We start from the raw sequence: 22,413 nt of genomic DNA on the forward strand, positions 1-22,413 counted from the left end.
GCGACTTTCCCCCACGCCAATTCAAGGCTCAGCGCACATTGCGGTACAACATCAACCGCGCACTTTCATGCAGCCCACGCGTCAATTCCACCAGCCGCTGAAATTCCTGCGGGTGCTGCTCGGCGACGTTGTCCAGCGGCGTTGGCGAGCGCAGGTCATGCAGGGTCGGTGCGCTGCCATCGTGTTGCATTTGCAGCAGGTGATGCCGGGTCACGCCGCCAATCAACGGGAACGTGCCTTCGCGCAATACCAGCGGCACCACGCGCTCGCCTTCTGGCGCCGCTTGCTGAATATCGCGGCCCATCGCACCGTTGCTGAACGGGATGCCGGCCATTCCCGCGACCGTCGGCAACAGATCCGTCAGCCCCACGGTTTCATCGACAACCCTGGGTTTGAGCAGACCCGGCGCGTGAATCAGCATCGGCACATGGTTGCTCTCCAGCCCCAGCAGTTCGAACGCCGGCGGCATGTGCGGGATCTGGCTGATGCGGGTGTTGTGGTCGCCGAAGAACACAAAAATCGTGTTGTCGTAATAGCCGCCGGCCTTGGCCAGTTCCATCAACTTGCCGATATTGAAGTCCAGCAGGCGCACGGCGTTGTATTGCTCGACACTGCGCGAACCGGCGGCCTGTACCTGTTCCAGTGAGAGCTGGCTGATCTGAAAGCCGTCATTGTCCTTGGGAATGGTGAACGGCCGATGATTGCCTGAGGTTTGCACGTAGGCGAAAAACGGCCGGTCCTTGGGCAGTTCACGCAGGATGCGGTCGCTTTCCTTGAACAGATCCAGATCGGAAATCCCCCACACGTCCACCAGCGGCGACCGCCAGTCACGCTCCTGATAAAGCTTCACACCCTCGATGCTCTGCTGGATCAGCGCATTGATATTGGCCCACCCGGCATTGCCGCCAATCATGTACAGCTTCTGATAGTCGGTGAACGCGTTGATCAGGGTGTGCTGGCGGGTGATCAACGGGTGCCGCGTTGCAGTGGCCTGGCGGGTGACGTCCGGCACCCCGGTGATGCTGGCCCAGACGGTTTTTGCCGTGCCGGTGACCGGCACGTAAAAGTGCCGGAAAAACCAGCTTTGGCTCGCCAGCCGATCGAGATTCGGCGTCGGATTCAGCGGGTTGCCATAGGCGCCCACCGCGCTGGTGCCCAGGGACTCGAGCATGACGAACATCACGTTCGGCGTCCCGGCAACGCGATATGGCTGAACGGCTTGCTGGCGATCAAAGTTCAACGTCTGCACATCCGGCCGATCCACGCCCAGATAGCGCGCCACCGCCGGGTAATGCGCACGCACTTGCGCTTCATCGAACTGCGCCTGCCCGGCCTTGAGCGTGTCATACAGAAACAGCACCGGGTTCAGGCCCAGCGCCGCAATCTGGCCATTGCCGGAGAAAAACGCATCGCTCCAGCGCAACGGCACCGGGTTTTCCAGGTTGAGGTTTTCGACGCGGCCAAGCAGCGCCAGCAACACCACGACCAGCCCCACCCCACCGCCCAATACCAGCGAAGTGCGGCGGATCGTCCGAGGTTCCTGCGCCAGCGTCGCCCGCTCCAGGCGCAGCAATCCGTAGAACCACAGCCCCGACACCGCCAGCCAGCCCAGGGCAATCCACAGCACCGGGTAGGTTTCCCAGACCATTTGCTGCGAGATCTGCGCGTCCTCCAGGTAGCGCAAGACCGTGGCGTTGATCCGCACCCCGAGGTAGGCGTAATGGCCAAAGTCGATGATGTACACCAGCCCGACAACGCCCAGCACCAACAGCCAATAGCCCCTTGCCACGCGGCGCAGTAACGCAACGCGCGTCAGGTTCCAGCGCGGCAGCCAGGCCAGCAGCGCCAGCGGCAACATCAGCAGCACGGCCAGACGCAGGTCGAAGCGCAAGCCGATGCCAAGGGTTTCCCGCAGTTGCGGGTTGTCGACAAACTCGCTGATGTCGATTCCGGAGAATCCCAGCACAAACACCAGCCGCAGCAAAGCCAGCAGTAAAAACACCAAACCTGCCGCACCCACGCCATAGCGCAGACGCCGCGATTGCATCCAGCCCATCATTGACCTCAGTGTCCTGATTCAGATTGAAGATGTCGGTACGGCGGGTAGCGGGCGCAGCAGACGCCAGACTTCCCGCACGCACAGCGCGGCGCCGGCCACCAGGCAATAACCCGCCAGCAGCGGATCGATCAGGTAATCCCAATAGTTTTCCGAGGCCTTGAGCCGCAGGGCGAAAGCCAGCGTGCCGAGTGCCAGCATCGCCACGCCGAGGGTGTTGCGCAGCCACAACAGCGCCAGCGCCGTCAGACCGATCAGCACAATCATTGGCCGTGGATTGAAGCCCCAGCGATAAGGATCGACATAGGTCAGCCCCAGAGTTGCCGGGTAAAGCACCGCCGCCAACCCGGCAAACAGCACCAGCACTTGCACACGCCTGACTGTCGGCAACGGCTGAACCACGCCCAGGCGCTGTAGGCTGACCCATGCGAGCAACACCAGCGTGGTGATTGCCAGGTCATCGGTGTAACTGCGCACATACGCCGCCAGCGGCAGATCATTGACCGGGATAAAACCGAGCGCCGCCAACACCGGCAACAGCCACGGGCGCCAGCGTCGGGTCAACGCCAATGCGCTCAGCAGCACAAAACCGAGCAGGATAAAACTCAAATGGGCTTGCCACAGAAACAGCATCACAGGCGCTCCGCCAGCCAGGCATCGTTGAAGCTGACATGTTTGATAAAGGTGTTATTCCACGAGTACACCAGGTGATAGAGGCCGTCCGAGCCACGGCTGAAGTACGGATACTCGTACTCGAAGTCACAGCCTTGCGGTTTGCACACGCGGTAATCGAGATTGCTCAGAAAGCGTTGCTCCAGCGGCAGGCGCCGCGCACCGCTGGAGGCGCGAAAGCCTTCGCCGATGATCGCTTTGTAGGCTTCGGGGGCGAACGGCTGGCCGAGCGGATCGGGCGACTGATCGAGTTCGATGACGCTGCGCCAGTCATTGAGATTGGCATCGGTGCCGTACAGGCTGAGCTTGAAACGCCCGTCCCGCAGGTCATTGAGCGCCACCAGCAAACCGTCGTCCGCCGTGCCCACCGCCGCCAGCGAAGAGTTGGGGTTGGCCGGTTCCAGCGGATAGGGTTCGCTCCAGGTCTGCCCGGCGTCGTCGGTGCGGCTGGCGAGCACGCGGTGGTGGGTGTCGCCGGCATAACGCAACATGGCCACGGCGCGGTGTCCGTCCAGCGGCACAATGGTCGGCTGCAACGAATGCTTGCCACGGCTGATGCGGAATTTGTCGATCACCGCGCCGTCCGCACTCAGGTACAGGTACTCGGCGAACTTGCCCATGAGCTCGTGATACACCGGCAAGCCGATCGAACCGTCGGCATGGAATACCGGCGCGGCGCGCACCAGCGTGCTGATGTTGAAAAACGGCGAGGTCACCAATTGGCGTGGCGTCGACCAGTTGCGCCCGAAGTCATCGGAGACCATCACATTGATCGCGCTGGTGGCCCAGCCACCCACGGACACCGACACGTAAAACATCCACAGCCGTTGGTCCGGTGCCAGCGCGATCACCGGATTACCGAGCTTGCGGATATAGCGCCGGGTGCCGTCGCGGGTCGATTCACGGGTGGCCAGCACGTGTTCGGCGCCCCACTCCGCGGTTTTGGCGTCGTATCGCGCAGTGCGGATCTGCACATCGGCAGCGCCTTCGCGCGAGCCGGCGAACCACACCGCCATCAGGTCACCACCGGGCAGCGCGGTGACCGAAGACGAGTGCACGAAGTCGTCGAGTTCCGAGGACACGAAACGGCTGCTGTACATCGGTTCGGGGGCTTGCAGCCCGGCGTCAACCGGCGGTGTCGCCAGCGCGAACGGTGCCAGCACATGGCTCGGATGACTGCGCCAAGCAGCCAGAAAAATCAGGCCCACGGCCAGGCTGCCGAGTATGAATGTCAAGCGAAAGGACAACGCACGCATAGTGGACTCGCGGCAAGGACAAGAGGATTAACAATTGGCAGACATCCTTGTCAGCGCGCAGCATCGTCGGGCAATTGGCGACGGCGTCCGGTAAGCATCGACAACGGCAAGTTGTCGCGCACCAGAATGCTTTCAAACAGCGCCGCCGCAACATGGATGCAGACCAGCACCAGCAGGCCGTCGGCAGCGGTTTCGTGGACCTGCAACGGCCAGTCGGCGCCCCACAGGGCATCGACTTCTTCCATCGCCCAGCCGCTGAGGCCCAGGGTCGACAATGCCAGCATCATAAGAATCATCACCAGCGCACCGATCGGCGAATGCCCGAGGCGATGTTCCGGCCGCCCGGCGATCAGCGACCGCCCGTGCGCCAACAGGCGCGCCGGCGTCGGCCAGAAGTCCGCCCAACGCGCACTGCGCGGCCCGATGAAGCCCCACACGATCCGTAGCAACAGCCAGCCCATGGCGTAATAGCCAAGCCAGACATGCCAGTCGTCACCCGCCTCATTGAAGAAGTAATTGGCGACGAAGACGCTGGCGATGGACAGGTGAAACAGCCGCACCAGCGGATCCCACAGGCGCAGGGACGCGCTCGGCATCAGCCTTTGATCTCGGTCTTGACCGCTTTGCCGCTGACCGGGTCGTGGTAGATCTCGACTTTGCGCTTGTCCTTGTCGAAACCGTAGATCTCGTAGCAGTTGCCATCAGTGACCTTGAACTTGCTGATCTGGTAACCCTGGGCTTTGAGTTGCGCCTGGAAGGCGTTCTGGTCTTGCCATTGCGAACGCTCGGCGGTGGTGCATTGCGGGCCGGCGACGGCCAAAGGGCTGGCGGCAATCAGGGACAACAGCAGAAGTTTGCGCATGGAAACACTCTCGCTCGATGAGGAAGGCCTCACTGTGCAAAAGCAACCTTAGTGAAAGCTTAGTTGGCAACGAGTGGTTACATCTTTCCCGTCGGCCGGACTGCCACGGCGCCCTGTGCAACGGCATGATGCCGCCCATCAACGCCCCTGTTGCCCACTGAGAACCGCCCATGCGCCTGCTGCTGGTTGAAGACGATCAAGCCCTCGGACAAGGCATTCGTGTTGCCTTGAGCAGCGAGGGCTACACCCTCGACTGGTTGCAGGACGGGGTCAGCGCCCTGCACGCCCTGCACAGTGAAAGCTTCGACCTGCTGTTGCTTGATCTCGGCTTGCCACGGCTTGATGGCCTGGCCCTGCTTCAACAACTGCGCGGTGCACAACAGGACCTGCCGGTGCTGATTCTCACCGCACGCGATGGCACCGCCGAACGCATCGCCGGCCTCGATGCCGGGGCCGACGACTACCTGATCAAACCGTTCGACGTCGATGAATTGAAGGCGCGCATTCGTGCGTTGCTGCGCCGCAGTCAGGGCCGCGCCCAACCGGTGCTGGAACATGCCGGCGTATGCCTTGACCCGGTCAGCCAGCAAGTCACCTGGCAAGGTCTCGAGGTGGTGGTGACACCGATGGAATATCAACTGCTCCATCAACTGATGGCGCGTCCCGGCAAGGTGGTCACCCGCGAGCGCTTGTCCCGGGCGCTATATGGCTGGCAGGACCATGTCGAGAGCAACACCCTGGAAGTGCTGATTCACAACCTGCGCAAGAAGCTTTCGACCGGTCTGATCCGCACCGTGCGCGGCGTCGGTTATGTCGTGGAGCTCAAGTCATGATTTCGATCCGCGCGCGAATTCTGGTCCCCGTACTGATTCTGGTGCTGATCGGCGATGTGCTGATCAGTTGGCTGGTGTTGCGCGACAGCCACCATGAAATCGAAGAAGTCTACGACGCCCAACTGGCGCAGAGTGCGCGCCTGCTGCAAGGCGTACTGGCGCAACGCGCGCCGGGCGACAACGACTGGAAGCGCCTGTATCAGGCCTTCGATGAGGCGATGAGCCGGGTCGGCGATGGCGAAGCGGCGCATCCGTACGAAACGCGGCTGACGTTTCAGGTCTGGCGCAGTGACGGGCAATTGTTGATGCGTTCGGCCGAAGCGCCGGAACTGAATGCGCCGCCGACCACCCTCGGTTCCCATGACCTGATGGAAAACGGCCGCGACTGGTGTGCGTTTCTGCTCAAGGACTCGCAGCAAGGGTTGTTGATCTGGGTCGGCGAGCGCGACGACATTCGTCAGGACCTGATCGAGCGGATTGTCGGCCACACACTATGGCCGAGCGTTATCGGTGTGCCGGCGCTGGCGGCGTTGATCTGGCTGACCATCGGCTGGGGACTGCAACCCTTGCGCAGCATGGCGCAAACCATTCGCGGGCGTGACACCGAAACCCTCAAACCGCTGAACCTGAGCCCCCTGCCCCACGACCTCGAACCGATGCAAACCGCGCTCAACCGCCTGTTGCAACAGATCGACAATCTGCTGGCGCGGGAGCGACGCTTTATCGCCGATGCCGCCCATGAACTGCGCACGCCACTGGCGATCCTGCGCATCCATGCGCAAAACGCGCAGCTCGCCGGCACCTCGCAACAACGCGAGGAGGCGCTGGAATTTCTGGTCAGCGCGGTGGATCGCGCCACGCGGATCGCCAGCCAGCTGCTGACCATGGCGCGGATCGAACCGCGTCTGGCCCATCCGGAAAAAAGCCCCGTGGAACTCACCGCACTGGTGCGCGAGGAGCTTGCCGAACTGGCGCCGCTCGCGCTGGAAAAGGATATAGAACTGATCCTCGACAGCGACCACCACTGCCCGGTCGAAACCGACCCTGTGGCCCTGGCCATTGCCCTGCAGAACCTGGTTACGAACGCGCTGAACTTCGCCCCGCCCGGCAGCGAGGTGCGCGTGCAGGTGCAGCCGCAAGACTCCGGCGCGGTGTACATCAGCGTCGAAGACGCTGGCCCCGGCATCAACGAACTCGACTACGCGCGACTGTTCGAGCGCTTTTATAGTCACGGCCATGCCAACGGCGCCGGGTTGGGCCTGGCGATTGTGCAGATGATCGTCAGCAAGATCGGCAGCACCTTGCAGTTGTACAACCGGCCACAGGGTGGGCTGTGTGCGGAGTTGCGGATCAATGAAGCGTCCATCGGTTGAGCCCGGCCTGTGGCGAGGGAGCACGCTCCCTCGCCACAGGGGTTCAGCGCTATGGGTTTATCCGCTTATTTTTTGCCCGGCAGCACCGAACTCAAGACTTGTTTGGCGGCTTGCACGATGATGCCGGCCTCATCCGGATCGCCCTTGAGCAAGGTCGTGGCGAATTTTTTCGCCTGTTCCAGCTTGATGTGCGGCGGCAGCGGCGGCACGTTCGGGTCGGTCTTGAATTCGATCAGCACCGGCACCTCCGAGGCCAGCGCCTGCTCCCAGGCGGCGGCGACATCTTCGTCACGATCGACAAAAATCCCTTTGAGGCCAATGGAGATGGCGAACAAGTGATACGGCACGTCCGGAATGCTTTGCGACGCCTCGAACTTGGGGTCGCCCTCCATCACCCGCTGCTCCCACGTCACCTGATTGAGGTCCTCGTTGTTGAACACCGCGCAGATCCACTTCGGGCTCGCCCATTGCCGCCAGTATTTGGCAACGGTGATCAGTTCGGCCATGTTGTTCATCTGCATCGCACCGTCGCCCACCAGCGCAATCACCGCGCGCTGCGGGTGGGCGAATTTCGCGGCGATGGCGTAAGGTACGGCGGCGCCCATCGAGGCCAGGCCGCCGGACAGCGAGCACTGCATGCCGCGACGGATTTTCAGGTCGCGGGCGTACCAGTTGGCGCAAGAGCCGGAATCGCTGGTGATGATCGCCTGCTCCGGCAAACGCGGCGACAGCTCATACACCACCCGCTGCGGATTGATCGGATCGGCTTTGGCCATGGCGCGTCTTTCCAGGGTTTTCTCCCAACTGCCGCGCCAGCCCTCGATCTTCTTGCGCCATTTATTTGAGGTCTTCTGTTCAAGCAGCGGCAACAACGCCGCCAGGGTTTCCGCCGAATCCCCGAGCAGATTGACCTCCATCGGGTAGCGCAGGCTGAGCATGTCGGGCTGCAAGTCGATCTGCACGCCGCGCGCCTGACCTTCCTTGGGCAAAAATTCCGAGTACGGGAAACCCGAACCGATCATCAGCAAGGTGTCGCACTCGCTCATCATTTTGTAGCTCGGCTCGGTACCGAGCAGGCCGATGCTGCCGGTGACCCAAGGCAAATCGTCCGGCAACGCGGCTTTGCCCAGCAGTGCCTTGGCAACCCCGGCACCGAGTTTTTCGGCCACGGCGATGACCTCATCGGTCGCCTGCAACGCGCCGGCGCCGACCAGAATTGCGACCTTGTCCCCGGCGTTCAACACCTCGGCGGCACGCTGCAAGTCAGCCTCGTAAGGCAAGACTTTCGGCTTGCTGTAGCCGACACCGGAATGCGCGGTGCCGTGTGCGCGGGCCGGTGCTTCGTATTCGAGTTGCTGCAAATCGTTGGGCAGGATGATCGCCGTCACACGGCGTTCGCCCACTGCCGTGCGCACCGCCCGGTCGAGCAAATGCCGCACTTGCGAAGGCGCCGATGCCTGCTGCACAAATGCCCCGGCGACGTCCTTGAACATCGACACCAGGTCGAGTTCCTGTTGGTAGTGACTGCCAAGCGCCGTGCGCGCCTGCTGACCGACGATTGCCAGCACGGGCATATGGTCCATGCGCGCGTCATACAATCCGGTGATCAGGTGCGAGGCACCCGGACCGGAAGTGGCGATGCACACACCCAGCTCACCCGTGAACTTGGCATGGGCCGAGGCCATGAACGCGGCCATTTCTTCATGCCGCGCCTGCACGAATTCGATTTTCCCCTTGGCCCGGGCAAGCGCGCCGAACACGCCGTTGATGCCGTCCCCCGGATAACCAAAAATCCGCGTGACGCCCCATTGGCTGAGCCGCTCAACCAGAAAATCTCCCACTGCCATCGACATCTCGATCCTCGCGTTTCTCCGATGCATAAGCCTGTTCCGGCAGAACATTGGCCGGAAGGTGTAAAGGTCTGGACAGTGTTGTCGGCGGCGAAGTTTCGATGGATTTGCCAGTGATCAGACCCGGGCGAGCAGTGCCACCCAGGATTTTTCGGGGCCAGGGTAAGCTGCCAGATCGGTGGCGAGGCCATTCCCGAGCAGGTTCGCGAAGACGCCGGAAGCGCCATCACAGCACCAAGAAAGCCTGCACGACTGGCCGCTGATGAAGGGCCGCTAAAGAAACTCGCTCAAGGACACGAATTCAGTCAAAGTGCCGCTCGCCCATAAAACGCATCAAGGAAGAAAGCAACCATGAAAACAGCGCTCGGCGCCCTGCTACTGACCTGCCTGATCCCCCACGCACTCGCTGACGATCATCCTGTCGGCTTTCAGTCCGCCACGCTGACGGACCCGCGTCATCAGCGTTCACTGGAGATGGTTGTCTGGTATCCCGCCGCGGCCACTACTGCGGCCACCCGACTGTTCGGCGACAACCCGGTATTCGTCGGCGCCCCGGCCGTGCCCGACGCGCCACCGGCCGGCGGCAAGCATCCCTTGGTGGTGCTCTCCCACGGCTACGGCGGCAACTGGATCAACCAGACCTGGCTGGCCAGCGCACTCGCCCATCAGGGTTACATCGTGGCGGCGGTCAATCATCCCGGCACAACCAGCCGCGACCGCAGCCCGCAAGCGGCGGCACAGTTGTGGCAACGTCCGGTCGATTTGAGCCGGGCCATCGACGCCGTCGCGGCGCAGCCGGAAAAGTTTGGCGCGGTCGCGCAGGCTCGAATTGCCGTGGTGGGACACTCTCTCGGCGGCTGGACCGCCATGGAAGTCGCCGGAGCGCGGTTCGACCCCGAGCGTTTTGCCGCAGACTGCAAGGTCCATCCGCAGTTGGCCAGTTGCACCGTTTACCAACAGATGAACCCCGCCAGCACTGAGGACTCAAAGGCGCGGCTGGCGACGGACTTGCGCGACAAACGCGTCACTGCCGTGGTGTCCCTCGACCTGGGGCTGTCACGGGGCATGACCGATGCAAGTCTGGCGGCGCTGGCGGTACCGACACTGGTGATTGCTGCCGGCGTGCCGTCACCAGAGCTGCCTGCTCGGCTGGAGTCTGCCGACCTTGCCAAACGCCTGCCGGCAAAATCTTCGCGTTACGTGGAAATCAGCGACGCCAGCCATTTCAGTTTTATGGCGGTGTGCAAACCTGGCGCGGTGGCGCTGCTTGAGGATGACGTGCCGGGTGATGGCATTATCTGCGGCGATGGCAACGATCGCCCCCGCGAGGTGATCCAGCGACAGGTGATCTCGTTGATCAGTGAATTCCTGGCCCAGTCACCCGACAGCTGAAACCTTCCCCTGATTCACAAGGAGCCAAAACCCGCATGCTGACGCCCTCCCCCCAGACCTTTCGCGGCAGTTGCCTGTGCGGCGCGGTCCATTACCAGATCCGCTCGCGGCCCAAAGCGCTGTCTCATTGTCATTGCCGCCAGTGCCGCAAAAGCCACGGAGCGGCATTTGCCAGTTATGGCAGCGTGTTGCGCGAGAATCTGCAAGTGGTACAGGGCGTCGAAGCGATCAAGTCCTATCAGTCTTCCGAAGCGGTCTCGCGCCAGTTCTGTTTGCACTGCGGCTCGTCGCTGTTCTGGTCGCGCCAGCAGGGTGAGTTCGCCGACTGGATCTCGGTCGCGCTGGGGACGCTGGACACGACGTTCACCACGGAAAAACAGAAGCATGTCGAGGTGACGTCGAAGGCGCCGTGGTTTGACATCAAGGATCAATGGCCACAGCAGCCGTAAGCCTTGATCAAACCTGTCTATTATCGATAACTTCCGCCCGCCAACGATGAGGCCCCCACATGAGCAAAGCCCCCTACGTTCCGCCGCAAGTCTGGACAAACGAAGCCCCGTCCGGCGGCCAGTTCGCCAGCATCAACCGCCCGATTGCCGGGCCGACCCACGACAAGACCTTGCCCGTCGGCAAACATCCGTTGCAGCTGTATTCACTGGCCACGCCCAACGGCGTCAAGGTGACCATCCTGTTGGAGGAGCTGCTGGCACTGGGGCACAGCGCGGCCGAATACGACGCGTGGCTGATCCGCATCGGCGAAGGCGATCAATTTTCCAGCGGCTTTGTCGAGATCAATCCGAATTCGAAAATCCCGGCGCTGCTCGACCGCAGCGTTGAACCGCCGATCCGCGTATTCGAGTCCGGCTCGATCCTGCTGTATCTGGCGGAAAAGTTCGGCGCCTTCCTGCCCAAGGACCCGGCAGGCCGCACCGAAACCCTCAACTGGCTGTTCTGGCAGATGGGCTCGGCGCCCTATCTGGGCGGCGGTTTCGGGCATTTCTATGCCTACGCGCCGGAGAAAATGGAGTACCCGATCAACCGCTTCACCATGGAAGCCAAGCGTCAGCTGGATGTACTCGACCGCCGTTTGGCCGAAAGCCCTTATCTGGCCGGCGACAGCTACACCATCGCCGACATCGCCGTCTGGCCGTGGTACGGGCAACTGGTGCGGAACAATGTCTATTCGGCGGCGGAATTCCTTGCGGCGCATGAGTACACCCATGTGCAACGCTGGGCAGAAGACATCGCCAAGCGGCCGGCAGTGATGCGTGGGCAACGGGTCAACCGTACCTGGGGCGATGAAGCGTCGCAGGTGCCGGAGCGGCATCAGGCCAGCGACCTCGACTGAGCCACACGACTCGTCCATCGGTTACAACACCTAGTGGGAACTCCCATCAACAACTGTGGCAATCCGCGCAGCGACATGCTGACCGCCAGATACACGTTCTGAATCCGAACGTGTCGTGCAACCGCCGCACATTCGCCTTGGCGGCCATTGGTCATGGCCGCCAATAAGCGATAGTCTCTGTTTCGACCTCCTTTAAAAGCACCGTGCCATGACCGACTCTGCCTTCTCATCCGACGTTGAAGCGATCAGCAGCATCGACGCGGTGCCCATGATCCTGAGCATGGTCAAGCACCTGACCGGGATGCGCTTCGCCGCCGTGGCGCGCGTCACTGACAAAAACTGGGTGGCCTGCGCGGTGGACGACTCCATCAATTTCGGCCTCAAACCCGGTGGCGAACTGGTGCTGGAGTCGACCATTTGTCACGAAATCCGCCAGCACCAGCAACCGGTGATTTTCGGCCAGGCCAGCACGCATCCGGTTTTTTCCCAGCACCACACACCAAAAACCTATGGACTGGAGAGCTACATCTCCATTCCCATCGTCAAAGCCAACGGTGAATTTTTCGGCACGCTGTGTGCCATCGACTCCGTACCGGCGAACCTCGACGAACCGGCCATTGCCAAAACGCTGACCCTTTTCGCCCAGTTGATTGCGATCAACCTCGACACGCAAAAGCGACTTGAGGCGACCAAGGTCGAGCTGAACAACGCCAACGAACTGGGGCGCCTGCGCGAACAGTTCATCGCGGTGCTCGGGCATGACCTGCGCACGCCGCTGAGCGCGATTCGCATGAGTGCCGACTTGCTGGAAACCAGGACCGAAGAAAAACGTTCGCTGAATCTGATAGCGGCGATCCGCAACAGCTCGACGCGCATGGGCGTGCTGATCGAGAACATCCTCGATTTTGCCCGCGGCCGGCTCGGTGGCGGGATTCCGGTACAGCGCGTCCTGGTGGATGACTTGCAGCAGACCCTGCAACAGACCCTTGCCGAGGTGCAGGCATCTCATCCCCTCGCCATCTTCGAGTCGACGCTGAACCTGCCGGCAGGTGTTCATTGCGATGCCTTGCGCATCAGTCAGTTACTGTCGAACCTGCTCGGCAATGCCGTGACGCACGGTTCGACCGCCACGCCGATCGTCCTCAAGGCTTATGCGCAGAACGACGAGATCGTGATCTCGCTGACCAATCAGGGGGTGCCGATACCCGCCGCCCTGATGCCGCTGCTGTTCGAACCGTTTTCGCGATCCGAAGCCGGGCAACGCGGCGAAGGCCTCGGATTGGGGCTGTATATCGCGTCGCAGATTGCCACGGCGCACAACGGGACGTTGCAGGTCAGCTCGACACTCGACGCGGGAACCTGCTTCGTGGCGCGATTCCCGGCGCGCTTCAAGTGGGCCTGAACCGCCGTCCGCACTTACGCCGTCTGGCGGCGCATGGTCAGAATCACCGCACCAAAACCAATGAACGTCGTGCCCACCACCCGGCTGACCCAACGCGACAGCGCCGGTCGGGTCAGCACGCCTTTGGCCCGCGAGGCCAATGCGGCGTAGACACTCAGCGACGACACCGACAACGCCATGAAGATGGCGGTCAGAATCAGAAATTGCGGTAGCAGCGCCGCGTTCTGATCAATGAACTGTGGGAACAACGCGGTGAAAAACATCGTGGCCTTGGGGTTGGTCACGGCGGTCAGGAAAGCCGATTTGTAGAGTTTGCCGCGGGTCGGCCGAGCCTTGCCGGCCTCGCCTTCAATGCCCTGCGCCAGCATCGGGCCCTTTTTGAGCAGTTGCTTGACCCCGAGATAGAACAGGTAACCGGCGCCGATGAACTTCACTGCGTTGAACAGCATTTCCGAGCTGGCCAACAGCGCGCCCAACCCGAGCATCGCCGCTGCCGACAGGCAGAACAGACCGCTGGCATTGCCCAGCGAAGACCAGATGGTGCTGCGCTGTCCATGCGCCAGGCTGTTGTTGATTGCCATCAACGTCGCGGGACCTGGGCTGGCGATGGCAATCGCAGCGACCAGGGTGAAGGCCAGAATCGAGTGAGAATCCATTTTCAATGCTCGTAACAAGTGGGTGGCGGCATGTTACCTCAGGCAAACCCGCTGGCAAAAAAAAAGCCCCGCGACCGAATGAAGGCACGGGGCAAAAAATTGGTTGGTTGCGGCCAACCAAAGGAGCTCTGTCAAAAACGTCGATCGGGCGGAATCAGATGCAGTCCTGAGCGGCCCGTTCAAAACTCGAAGGCAGGAAGTTCGAAGCCAGCAAGTGGCGTTCATAAATGAACACCTTGCCGCCGTTGCCGGCCTTGTAGGCCTCCAGCACGTTGTCCGCCGAAACCTTGCTCGGCACTACGATGCGGTAGCTGCGCTGGGTCTGCGAAACGGTCGGGCTGAGCGCACTGCCTCGCAGTTTCGGCACGACGCAATCGGCGTATTGCGCAGGCGTCTTGCCGGTCTGCAGGGTCAGGGTCGGGTCGTTCGGCGCCGAGGCGCAACCGGCGAGCAGCAACGAAGAAACCGCCAGGGCCGGAACAAATAAAGAGCGCATGGGTGTAATCCTGAAAATAAAGTGTCGGTTCAACCGGCAACGGTGCAGCGCCACCGCGCCGCCATTGCCATTTATGGTTTGCGGTTCAGCTCGAAGCCACCAGCGCCTTGAGTGATGCATCGAATTGTTTCAACGCATTGAGTTGCAGGTCTCGCTGCTTCTCGATCTGCGCGGCGATCTGCGGCGGCGCCTGGTGATGCACCCAGGCCGAGGGCAGTTGTTTTTCCAAGGCGCCTTCAGCCTTGCCGATGTATTGCAGGTCGGCGTCATAGAAGCGTGCGGTAAAACGCGCCTCGACCAGGCTGTTGCGTTGGGTCATCAAGCGGTTGAAGGTGTCGAGCTTCACCACGATGTCCGGATGGGCCTGAACCAGCTCATCGAGGCTGTCGTAGACGGTCACTGACAGAAACTGTTGCTGCAACGAGTTCACCAGCCAGTCAATCGCCAGTTCCGGGTCGGAGCTATCGACGAACGCTTCACGAATCCGCGAGTCCAGCGCACCCTTGGCGCCGTTGAGCGCCATGTCGTGGTAGCGCTCGAGGTATTGCAGATTGTCCAGGGTGTTCTCGCTGTACAGTACGCCCACGGTTTGCGAGTGCTGCAACGTGGCGCTGCTGCCGGTGATGGACTGCAAGTGACATGACCGGCCGTCGTCTGCGAACGCTGGTGCAGCGGCAACAGCTCCGCCCGTCAGCAGGGCGACCAAAACCAGTCGGGTCAATGTGTTCATCGCGCAAATTCCTTGAGCGGCGTGTTCGATGGGGGTGATTTTCCGCCCATTGCCGACAAAGCAAAACTTGCGTTTCGTGATGGTCACTATTACTTCTAGCAATAGTTGCGCGCCGTGCAGACTGATCCACACTCACTACAACTAGAAAAAGATGCATGAGGAACCCTCTTTGAGAACGTTTGACCTGATCCGAGACGCCGTATTACCCGACTTTCGCGAGCGTGTGGCCGAATACCTGGTCCAGTACGAAAGCGTCCTGCTGGACAAGACCGTCGCCGACCCGCAGCTTATTCAGGACACCGCCAATCAATTGCGCGGCTACTTGCGCGGCCTGAACACCACGCGAGTGCTGGGCATGGCGTATTGGGAAGAACTGGATCGGCGGGTGGTGGACACCTGGCTCGCGCCCAAGTCATGAGCGAGCGGTGCGTGTGGCCGCGACCGCACGCGCCACCCCACCTGCCAAAACGGCCTCGAACGCTTACAATCGCCCGTCTATTCGCCCATCAGACAGGCTCGTCCAGAAATGCCGCTCGACCCACCAACGATGTTGACCCTCTCCACTGCCCTGGCAGCGGCGGCAGCGCTGTATATGGCGATCGAGTGGCGCAGCATCCGTGAACCTTCCCTGTTGTTCTGGAGCGCCGGGTTCGCCACGATTACCGTGGGTTCCACTCTGGCCCTGCTGCGCAGCAACGGCCTTTTGCTGATCGGCATCTGGTTCGCCAACGGCCTGCTGGTGACCGCGCATTTCCTGTTCCTGCTCGGCGTCGCACGCTTCACCCAGACGCGGCTGTCACGCACCTGGTCGCTGATCTTCGTCGCCTGGCTGGTCATGTTGTTACTGCCGGAGGGGCCGCTATGGTCAAAGGTCATGCTCGCGGCCAACTCGCTGCTGGTGGCGCTCTCGACCCTCAAGGCCAGTTTTCTCCTGCGCCCCCACGGCAAATCACTGAGCGTTGGCGCGGTGCAACTGCGTTACGTGCTGCTGGCTCACGGGATTTTCTATGTCGCCAAGGCGTTGACCGTGGTGATCCCCGGCACGCTGATCGATCTGGCGGCGTTTCGCGGCGAGATCATCCAGATTTCGCTGGTCGAAGGCACGATGGCGATCATGTTGATCGCTCTGTCGATGACCGGCACCGAGCGCTACCGCCGGGAAAAACAGATCGCCCGGCTGGCCGAGCGCGATCCGCTGACCGCCCTGTACAACCGCCGCGCCCTTGAAAAACGCGCACCGCGCCTGCTGACGCAAGCCTCGCCCGAATGCCCCGGCGCCCTGCTGCTGATCGACATCGACAACTTCAAACTGGTCAACGACCAGTACGGCCACACCGCCGGCGACCGATTGCTGATCGCCTTGAGCGAGATGATCCGCTCGCTGCTGCCACGCCATGCGCTGACGGCGCGACTGGGCGGCGACGAGTTCGTCATTTTGCTAAATGATGCTTCCGGCGAACGCGTCGTCGAACTGGGCAACGCCCTGCGTGAACAGTTTCTCGGCATGACTTCACAGACTTTCCCCACGCCCGCGGCGGTCACGCTGAGCATCGGCGCCAACCTGTTCGAACAGCCACCCGCCAGCCTTACCGCGCTGATCGAACAAGGCGACGCCGCACTCTACGAATCCAAACGCGGCGGGCGCAATCGCCTGCGCCTGACCGGGCTTCCCACTCCAGGATGAGCAATCCCATGTCTGAACTCGACACCCCCCTGCAAGACCTCGCGGCCCCCGAAGGCGTCTGCTACGGCTGCGGTGACCGCAATCCCCACGGCCTGCACATCAAAAGCCGCTGGCATGCAGACGGTGTGCACGTGCTCGCCGAACATGTGCCGGACGCCAGATACTGCGGCTGGCCGGACCTGGTCTACGGCGGATTGATTGCGATGCTGGTCGACTGCCATTCCAACTGGACGGCGATGGCCTACCACTACCGCACGGAAAACCGCGAACCCGGAAGCCTGCCGCGCATCGACTGCGTGACCGGCAACCTCGGCATCAAATTCATCAAGCCGACACCGATGGGCGTACCGCTGAGTTTGCGAGCGAAAGTCGAGGGTGACGTCGGGCGCAAGACCCGGGTGATATGCGAGGTGTATGCGGGGGATGTGCTGACTGCGGTGGGCGACTCGGTGTTTGTACGGGTGGATACGGGGGCATTGGCCAACGCGGCGCACGGTCGATAAAAGCTGGCGAAACCTGCCGGGATTGGCGAACCGTCCACAGCAGGCGTCGTCAACTACACAACGCTCGCGATCGGCGAGCGTCATTTAAGAAAACGTGGGAGAACAGCAACCACGGCGTGACCGCTTGTTGAACCCAATCAGACTTCAGGCGATCAGTTAAGCCGCAAACCTGTGCCGAGCTGGCAAGCTCCTCGTCACAGGTTTTCTGCTCAAGCCTGGATGACAACTGTCATCCAGTTAGACCTGCCACATTCGCCCGCGCCGAATGCAGCTTCTTGTAGCTCTCGATCAAACGCAAATGCCGATCCAGCCCTTCCAGCTTCATGCTGGTCGGCGTCAACCCGTAGAACCGCACGCTGCCGTTGACCGAACCAATCGCTGCGTCCATGCGCTCATCACCGAACATGCGGCGGAAGTTGGCTTCGTAGTCTTCCAGCTGCAGATCCTCGTCCAGTTCCATCTCCAGCACGACGTTGACGGCTTGATAGAACAAGCCGCGTTCGACGGTGTTGTCGTTGTACTGCAGGAAGGCTTCGACCAGATCCTTGGCCTGTTCGAACTTCTGCAGGGCGAGGTAGATCAGCAGGCGCAGTTCGAGGATGGTCAGTTTGCCCCACGGCGTGTTGTCGTCGAACTCGATGCCGATCAGGGTGGTGATGTCGGTGTAATCGTCCTGTTCGCTGTTTTCCAGGCCTTGGGCGAGGTTGCGCAGGCCGACTTTGCTCAGGTTGTGCAGGTTGAGGATGTCGGCGCGAAATTGCAGGGCTTTGTTGGTGTTGTCCCAGATCAGGTCTTCGACCGGGTAGATCTCCGAGTAGTCCGGCACCAGAATGCGGCAGGCCTTGGCACCGATGTGCTCGTAGACGGCCATGTAGACTTCCTTGCCCATGTCTTCGAGGATACCGAAGAGGGTCGCGGCTTCTTCGGCGTTGGTGTTTTCGCCATCGCCTGAGAAGTCCCACTCGACGAATTCGAAGTCCGGTTTAGCACTGAAGAAGCGCCACGACACCACACCGCTGGAGTCGATGAAGTGCTCGACGAAGTTGTTCGGCTCGGTCACGGCCTGCCCGGAGAAGGTCGGCTGCGGCAAGTCGTTCAAACCTTCGAAACTGCGGCCCTGCAGCAACTCGGTCAGGCTGCGTTCCAGCGCCACTTCCAGGCTCGGATGCGCGCCGAACGAGGCAAACACGCCGCCGGTGCGCGGGTTCATCAGGGTCACGCACATCACCGGGAACTCACCGCCCAGCGACGCATCCTTGACCAGCACCGGGAAGCCCTGCTCTTCCAGGCCCTTGATGCCGGCGAGGATGCTCGGGTATTTCTCCAGCACTTCCTGCGGCACATCCGGCAGGGCCATTTCGCCTTCAAGGATTTCGCGCTTGACCGCGCGCTCAAAGATTTCCGACAGGCACTGCACCTGTGCTTCGGCAAGGGTGTTGCCAGCGCTCATGCCGTTGCTGAGGTAGAGGTTTTCGATGAGGTTGGACGGGAAGTACACCACTTCATTGTCCGACTGACGCACAAACGGCAGCGAGCAGATGCCACGCTGGGTGTTGCCTGAGTTGGTGTCGTACAGGTGCGAACCGCGCAACTCGCCATCGCGGTTGTAAATCTTCAGGGTGTATTCGTCGAGGATTTCGGCCGGTAGCTCGTCTTGCGGGCCGGGCTTGAACCATTGCTCGTCCGGGTAATGCACGAACTCGGCATTGGCGATCTCTTCGCCCCAGAACTGGTCGTTGTAGAAGAAGTTGCAGTTCAAGCGCTCGATGAATTCGCCCAGTGCCGACGCCAGGGCGCCTTCCTTGGTCGCGCCCTTGCCGTTGGTGAAGCACATCGGCGAATGCGCATCGCGGATATGCAGCGACCAGACATTGGGCACGATGTTGCGCCACGAGGCGATTTCAATCTTCATGCCCAGGTCGGCGAGGATGCCCGACATGTTGGCGATGGTCTGTTCCAGCGGCAGGTCCTTGCCGGCAATGCAGGTGCCGGCCTCGGAGCCCGCATGCGGCATCAGCAAGGCCTGGGCATCGGCGTCGAGGTTTTCGACTTCCTCGATCACGAACTCGGGGCCGGTCTGCACGACCTTCTTCACTGTGCAGCGGTCGATCGACCGCAGAATGCCCAGACGATCCTTCTCGGAGATGTCTGCCGGCAACTCGACCTGGATCTTGAAGATCTGGTTGTAGCGGTTTTCCGGGTCGACGATGTTGTTCTGCGACAGGCGAATGTTTTCGGTGGGGATGTTGCGCGTGTCGCAGTACAACTTCACGAAGTAAGCCGCGCACAACGCCGACGACGCCAGAAAGTAGTCGAACGGCCCCGGTGCCGAGCCATCGCCCTTATAGCGAATGGGCTGATCAGCGATCACCGTGAAGTCGTCGAACTTGGCTTCAAGTCGAAGGTTGTCGAGAAAATTGACCTTGATTTCCATGCGGGATTACCAGAATACGGCTAAACGAATGGCCGCCATTATCCGGTTTTTACGCGGGAAGTCTTGTGCTTTCGGGAATCGCCGCTGATCGGCAAGCCGCTGTTGAAGAGGCAAATTGCGCCGTCTTCACTACGCTTTTGAGGACAGTGCGTAGAAGAGTCGGAACATTGCGTGCGCGCCATTGTTCTAGATTCAGAAGACTGCGGATCAAGGACGAGCACATGGATATTTCCAGTTATGCGGCGCCCCTTCCACCCCGGCAAAACGCCGTGACCCGGCGCCTGGCCATCGCTGTCGGCGCGCTGTTCGTCGCCGGCGTGATCGCCGCGAGCGTTGCCTTGCTCGGCATCGCCAATCGTCTCGACACCGAAGAAATCAGCAAAACCCGGTTTTACTCGGCCCGCGCCCTGGAAAACCGCATGACCGCGTCGAAGAACTACATCTCCAGTTACGCCAACTGGACCACCGCCTATGAACATCTGAGCAACCCGGTGGATATCAACTGGGCGTTCACTGAGCAGAACGTCGGCAAAACCCTGTTCACCAATGACGGCTATGACGGCGTGTTCGTCCTCGACCGCGAGCGTACCCGGTATGCGGTGGTGCGCGGCCAATTGCTCGACAGCGACGTCTCCGAATTTCTGCAAATCCCCGCCGCAACGCTGGTCGAACAGGTGCAGGGCCAGAGCGACTTGAGCATTCCCGTCAGCGTTTACTCGTTGTTCGAAGGCTGGCCGGCGCTGGTGTCGGCGGCGGCGATCATTCCCAATGATGCGCGGCCGTTGGGCGATCCACGGAAAACCTCGGTGTTGGTGTTTGTCGACAAACTCACCCCGACCAAACTGCGCGCGCTCGGCAGCGGCTATGGCTTGAGCAATCTGACCCTCGCCCCGGATGAAACGCTGGCCCGCGACCGGCCCAGGGTGGCGCTGGACAACACCGGTTACAGCCTTATCGCCGATCTGGAGCAACCCGGTCAGCGCTTGTTGTGGTCATTGTTGCCCCCCCTCGGCGTAACCATGCTGGTGCTGATGCTGCTCACCGCGTATTTCTTTCGCCATGCGTTGCGCTCCTCGCAATATGTCGACCAAAGCTTTGCCGTGATGCAAGCCTCGAACCTCGCACTGGAAAGCGCCAATCGCGGACTGGAAGCCAGTGAGGAACGTTTTCGGGCGGTGGCGGAAGCCGCGTCGGACTGGATCTGGGAAGTCGACCGGGCGCTGTCGCTGACTTATCTATCGGCGCGGTTCAGCGAAGTGACCGGTTATCCGCAGGATTTTTGGCTAGGCCAGGACATCGGCCAACTGCTGTTCTGCGACACCACTCCGCTGGAACTGTGGCTGCGGGCACTGACCGAGCAAACCAATACCAGCGACCTGCGTTGCACCTACCGCGATCACTCCGGCGAGCAACGTCATTGCCGACTTTCCGCACGGCCGATCTTCGACCAGCACGCCGTTGTCGGGTATCGCGGCACTGCCAGTGACATCACTGACGAAGTGGCCGCCCATGCGCAGATCCAGCACCTGTCCCTGCACGATGCGCTGACCGGCCTGCCCAACCGCAACAAACTGGCGCGCTATCTGGATGACGCGCTGCTGCTCAAGGAGCACGCCCCGGCCCTGTCGCTGCTGATGATCGACCTCGACAACTTCAAGCCGATCAACGATTCACTTGGTCATCCGGCGGGCGACGCCGTGCTGCAAGAGGTCGCCACGCGTCTGCGCGAAAGCACCCGCGACAATGACATCGTCGCAAGGCTCGGTGGCGACGAGTTCGTCGTGGTGCTCAACGGCATGGACAGCCACGCTGAAATCGACAAATTCTGCACGCGCCTGATCGGCAGCCTGCATCAACCGGTGGTCTTCGAGCACCATCCGCTGCACATCGGCGCCAGCATCGGCATCGCCCTCAGCCGTCGCCACGGATACGTGCCCGGCGACCTGATCCGCTACGCCGACATCGCTCTGTATCAGGCCAAGTCCGAGGGCAAGAACACCTGGTGTTATTTCGAAGCGCACATGAGCGACCAGATCCAGACCCGCCGGCAAATGGAAAATGACCTGCGCCATGCGCTCAAACACAACGAGTTCGTCCTGCACTATCAGCCGCGCTACAAGGTCGACGGCAAGCAGATCGTCTCGGTCGAGGCACTGGTGCGCTGGCAGCACCCGACTCAGGGGTTGCTCGGACCGGATGTGTTTATTGCCCTGGCGGAACAGACCGATCTGATCGTCCCGCTTGGCCGCTGGGTCTTGCGCGAAGCCTGCGAAACCGCGCTGGCCTGGCCGCCGGACATTCTGCTGTCGGTCAACCTGTCGCCGGCGCAATTTGCCGTCAGCGACGTGGTCGAGGATGTCCGCGAAATACTGGTCGAAACCCGCTTCCCGGCCAGTCGCCTGGAACTGGAGATCACCGAAAACGTGATGCTCAACGACACCGACTGCGCGTTGACCACCATGAATGCGCTCAAGGAACTGGGCGTGCGCCTGAACATGGACGATTTCGGCACCGGCTACTCATCCCTCGGCTATCTGCGCGCCTATCCGTTCGACGGAATCAAGATCGACAAGCGTTTCATTGCCTCGATCAGCAGCGGTGCCAACGATCGCGCAGTGGTACAGGCGATCATCGGCCTGGGCAAAGCCATGGGCCTGACGGTGACCGCCGAAGGCGTCGAGACCGAGGAACAACTGGCGATACTCGGCAAGGATCAATGCAATGAAGTGCAGGGTTACTTCATGAGCCGGCCGATCGACAAAGTGGCGTTTGCGCAGCTGTTGCAAATGTCCAGAACAGACCAGCCAGCCCACAAAAAAGGCCGCGTCACCTGAGCGGCCACTCACTGTGTCTGTCGAATAACGCA

General features: G+C 61.4%; 20 protein-coding genes. 10 read left to right on the forward strand and 10 right to left on the reverse strand.

Annotated elements, in window-relative coordinates:
• Positions 1-28: 28 nt before the first annotated feature.
• Genes HV782_RS16655 through HV782_RS16675 form a run of 5 tightly spaced genes read right to left on the reverse strand, consistent with a single transcriptional unit; the run spans position 29 to position 4,846 of the window.
• Entirely contained in the window at positions 29-2,056 is a 2,028-nt protein-coding gene (locus HV782_RS16655) for an LTA synthase family protein (protein ID WP_186748279.1), read from the reverse strand.
• A gap of 21 nt (positions 2,057-2,077) precedes the next feature.
• Positions 2,078-2,689, reverse strand: coding sequence for a hypothetical protein (locus HV782_RS16660; RefSeq protein ID WP_123464282.1), 612 nt, complete (start codon positions 2,687-2,689; stop codon positions 2,078-2,080).
• Positions 2,689-3,984, reverse strand: a complete 1,296-nt coding sequence (locus HV782_RS16665) for a sialidase family protein (RefSeq protein WP_123464281.1) — start codon at positions 3,982-3,984, stop codon at positions 2,689-2,691. Before HV782_RS16665 ends, HV782_RS16660 begins: the two co-directional genes overlap by 1 nt.
• 50 nt (positions 3,985-4,034) lie before the next feature.
• On the reverse strand, positions 4,035-4,580 hold the full coding sequence (locus tag HV782_RS16670; RefSeq protein WP_186748271.1) for a cytochrome b/b6 domain-containing protein: 546 nt from the start codon (positions 4,578-4,580) through the stop codon (positions 4,035-4,037).
• On the reverse strand, positions 4,580-4,846 hold the full coding sequence (locus HV782_RS16675; RefSeq protein ID WP_123464277.1) for a PepSY domain-containing protein: 267 nt from the start codon (positions 4,844-4,846) through the stop codon (positions 4,580-4,582). Before HV782_RS16675 ends, HV782_RS16670 begins: the two co-directional genes overlap by 1 nt.
• Positions 4,847-5,016: 170 nt before the next feature.
• Between HV782_RS16675 and HV782_RS16680 the strand changes: the two genes are divergently transcribed.
• A complete protein-coding gene (locus tag HV782_RS16680) occupies positions 5,017-5,679 on the forward strand; it encodes a response regulator (protein WP_123464275.1) in 663 nt (220 codons plus the stop codon).
• The gene (locus HV782_RS16685) at positions 5,676-7,052 is read left to right on the forward strand and encodes an ATP-binding protein (RefSeq protein WP_186748270.1); all 1,377 of its coding nucleotides are present in this window, start codon (positions 5,676-5,678) and stop codon (positions 7,050-7,052) included. Before HV782_RS16680 ends, HV782_RS16685 begins: the two co-directional genes overlap by 4 nt.
• Positions 7,053-7,117: 65 nt before the next feature.
• Here HV782_RS16685 and HV782_RS16690 read toward each other — a convergent pair whose 3' ends face one another.
• The gene (locus tag HV782_RS16690) at positions 7,118-8,905 is read right to left on the reverse strand and encodes a thiamine pyrophosphate-requiring protein (RefSeq protein ID WP_186748269.1); all 1,788 of its coding nucleotides are present in this window, start codon (positions 8,903-8,905) and stop codon (positions 7,118-7,120) included.
• A gap of 348 nt (positions 8,906-9,253) precedes the next feature.
• On the opposite strand from HV782_RS16690, the gene HV782_RS16695 reads away from it, so the two are divergent.
• From HV782_RS16695 to HV782_RS16710, 4 genes are all read left to right on the forward strand, one after another.
• Positions 9,254-10,294 carry an alpha/beta hydrolase family protein gene (locus tag HV782_RS16695; protein ID WP_186748268.1) on the forward strand — a complete coding sequence of 347 codons (1,041 nt, stop codon included), beginning with the start codon at positions 9,254-9,256 and terminating at the stop codon, positions 10,292-10,294.
• Positions 10,295-10,329: 35 nt separating this feature from the next.
• Positions 10,330-10,743, forward strand: a complete 414-nt coding sequence (locus tag HV782_RS16700; RefSeq protein ID WP_123464268.1) for a GFA family protein — start codon at positions 10,330-10,332, stop codon at positions 10,741-10,743.
• A 59-nt stretch (positions 10,744-10,802) separates the two neighbouring features.
• Positions 10,803-11,642 (forward strand): glutathione-dependent disulfide-bond oxidoreductase, encoded by an 840-nt coding sequence (gene yghU, locus HV782_RS16705; RefSeq protein WP_186748267.1) that lies wholly within the window; start codon positions 10,803-10,805, stop codon positions 11,640-11,642.
• A 208-nt stretch (positions 11,643-11,850) separates the two neighbouring features.
• On the forward strand, positions 11,851-13,044 hold the full coding sequence (locus HV782_RS16710; RefSeq protein WP_123464264.1) for a GAF domain-containing sensor histidine kinase: 1,194 nt from the start codon (positions 11,851-11,853) through the stop codon (positions 13,042-13,044).
• 14 nt (positions 13,045-13,058) lie between these two features.
• On the opposite strand, the gene HV782_RS16715 is transcribed toward HV782_RS16710, so the two are convergent.
• The 3 genes from HV782_RS16715 to HV782_RS16725 all read right to left on the reverse strand — a co-directional run bounded on the left by HV782_RS16715 (position 13,059) and on the right by HV782_RS16725 (position 14,926).
• Entirely contained in the window at positions 13,059-13,700 is a 642-nt protein-coding gene (locus tag HV782_RS16715; RefSeq protein ID WP_186748266.1) for a LysE family translocator, read from the reverse strand.
• A gap of 154 nt (positions 13,701-13,854) precedes the next feature.
• Positions 13,855-14,196, reverse strand: coding sequence for a YajG family lipoprotein (locus tag HV782_RS16720; protein WP_186748265.1), 342 nt, complete (start codon positions 14,194-14,196; stop codon positions 13,855-13,857).
• 85 nt (positions 14,197-14,281) lie between these two features.
• Positions 14,282-14,926, reverse strand: coding sequence for an ATPase (locus HV782_RS16725; protein ID WP_186748264.1), 645 nt, complete (start codon positions 14,924-14,926; stop codon positions 14,282-14,284).
• A gap of 169 nt (positions 14,927-15,095) precedes the next feature.
• Here HV782_RS16725 and HV782_RS16730 point away from each other — a divergent pair, with 169 nt between their 5' ends.
• The 3 genes from HV782_RS16730 to HV782_RS16740 all read left to right on the forward strand — a co-directional run bounded on the left by HV782_RS16730 (position 15,096) and on the right by HV782_RS16740 (position 17,113).
• Positions 15,096-15,344, forward strand: coding sequence for a hypothetical protein (locus tag HV782_RS16730; protein WP_128615102.1), 249 nt, complete (start codon positions 15,096-15,098; stop codon positions 15,342-15,344).
• 108 nt (positions 15,345-15,452) lie between these two features.
• Positions 15,453-16,610: a GGDEF domain-containing protein gene (locus HV782_RS16735; RefSeq protein ID WP_186748263.1), complete on the forward strand. Its 1,158-nt coding sequence runs from the start codon at positions 15,453-15,455 to the stop codon at positions 16,608-16,610.
• An 8-nt stretch (positions 16,611-16,618) separates the two neighbouring features.
• Positions 16,619-17,113, forward strand: a complete 495-nt coding sequence (locus HV782_RS16740; RefSeq protein WP_128615103.1) for a PaaI family thioesterase — start codon at positions 16,619-16,621, stop codon at positions 17,111-17,113.
• A 229-nt stretch (positions 17,114-17,342) separates the two neighbouring features.
• Here HV782_RS16740 and HV782_RS16745 read toward each other — a convergent pair whose 3' ends face one another.
• Positions 17,343-19,547, reverse strand: a complete 2,205-nt coding sequence (locus tag HV782_RS16745) for an OsmC domain/YcaO domain-containing protein (protein ID WP_128615104.1) — start codon at positions 19,545-19,547, stop codon at positions 17,343-17,345.
• A gap of 221 nt (positions 19,548-19,768) precedes the next feature.
• On the opposite strand from HV782_RS16745, the gene HV782_RS16750 reads away from it, so the two are divergent.
• Entirely contained in the window at positions 19,769-22,381 is a 2,613-nt protein-coding gene (locus HV782_RS16750) for a bifunctional diguanylate cyclase/phosphodiesterase (protein ID WP_186748262.1), read from the forward strand.
• Positions 22,382-22,413 lie beyond the last annotated feature (32 nt).

The sequence above is a fragment of the Pseudomonas monsensis genome (assembly GCF_014268495.2).
In the GTDB taxonomy this organism is placed as follows: Bacteria; Pseudomonadota; Gammaproteobacteria; order Pseudomonadales; family Pseudomonadaceae; genus Aquipseudomonas; species Aquipseudomonas monsensis.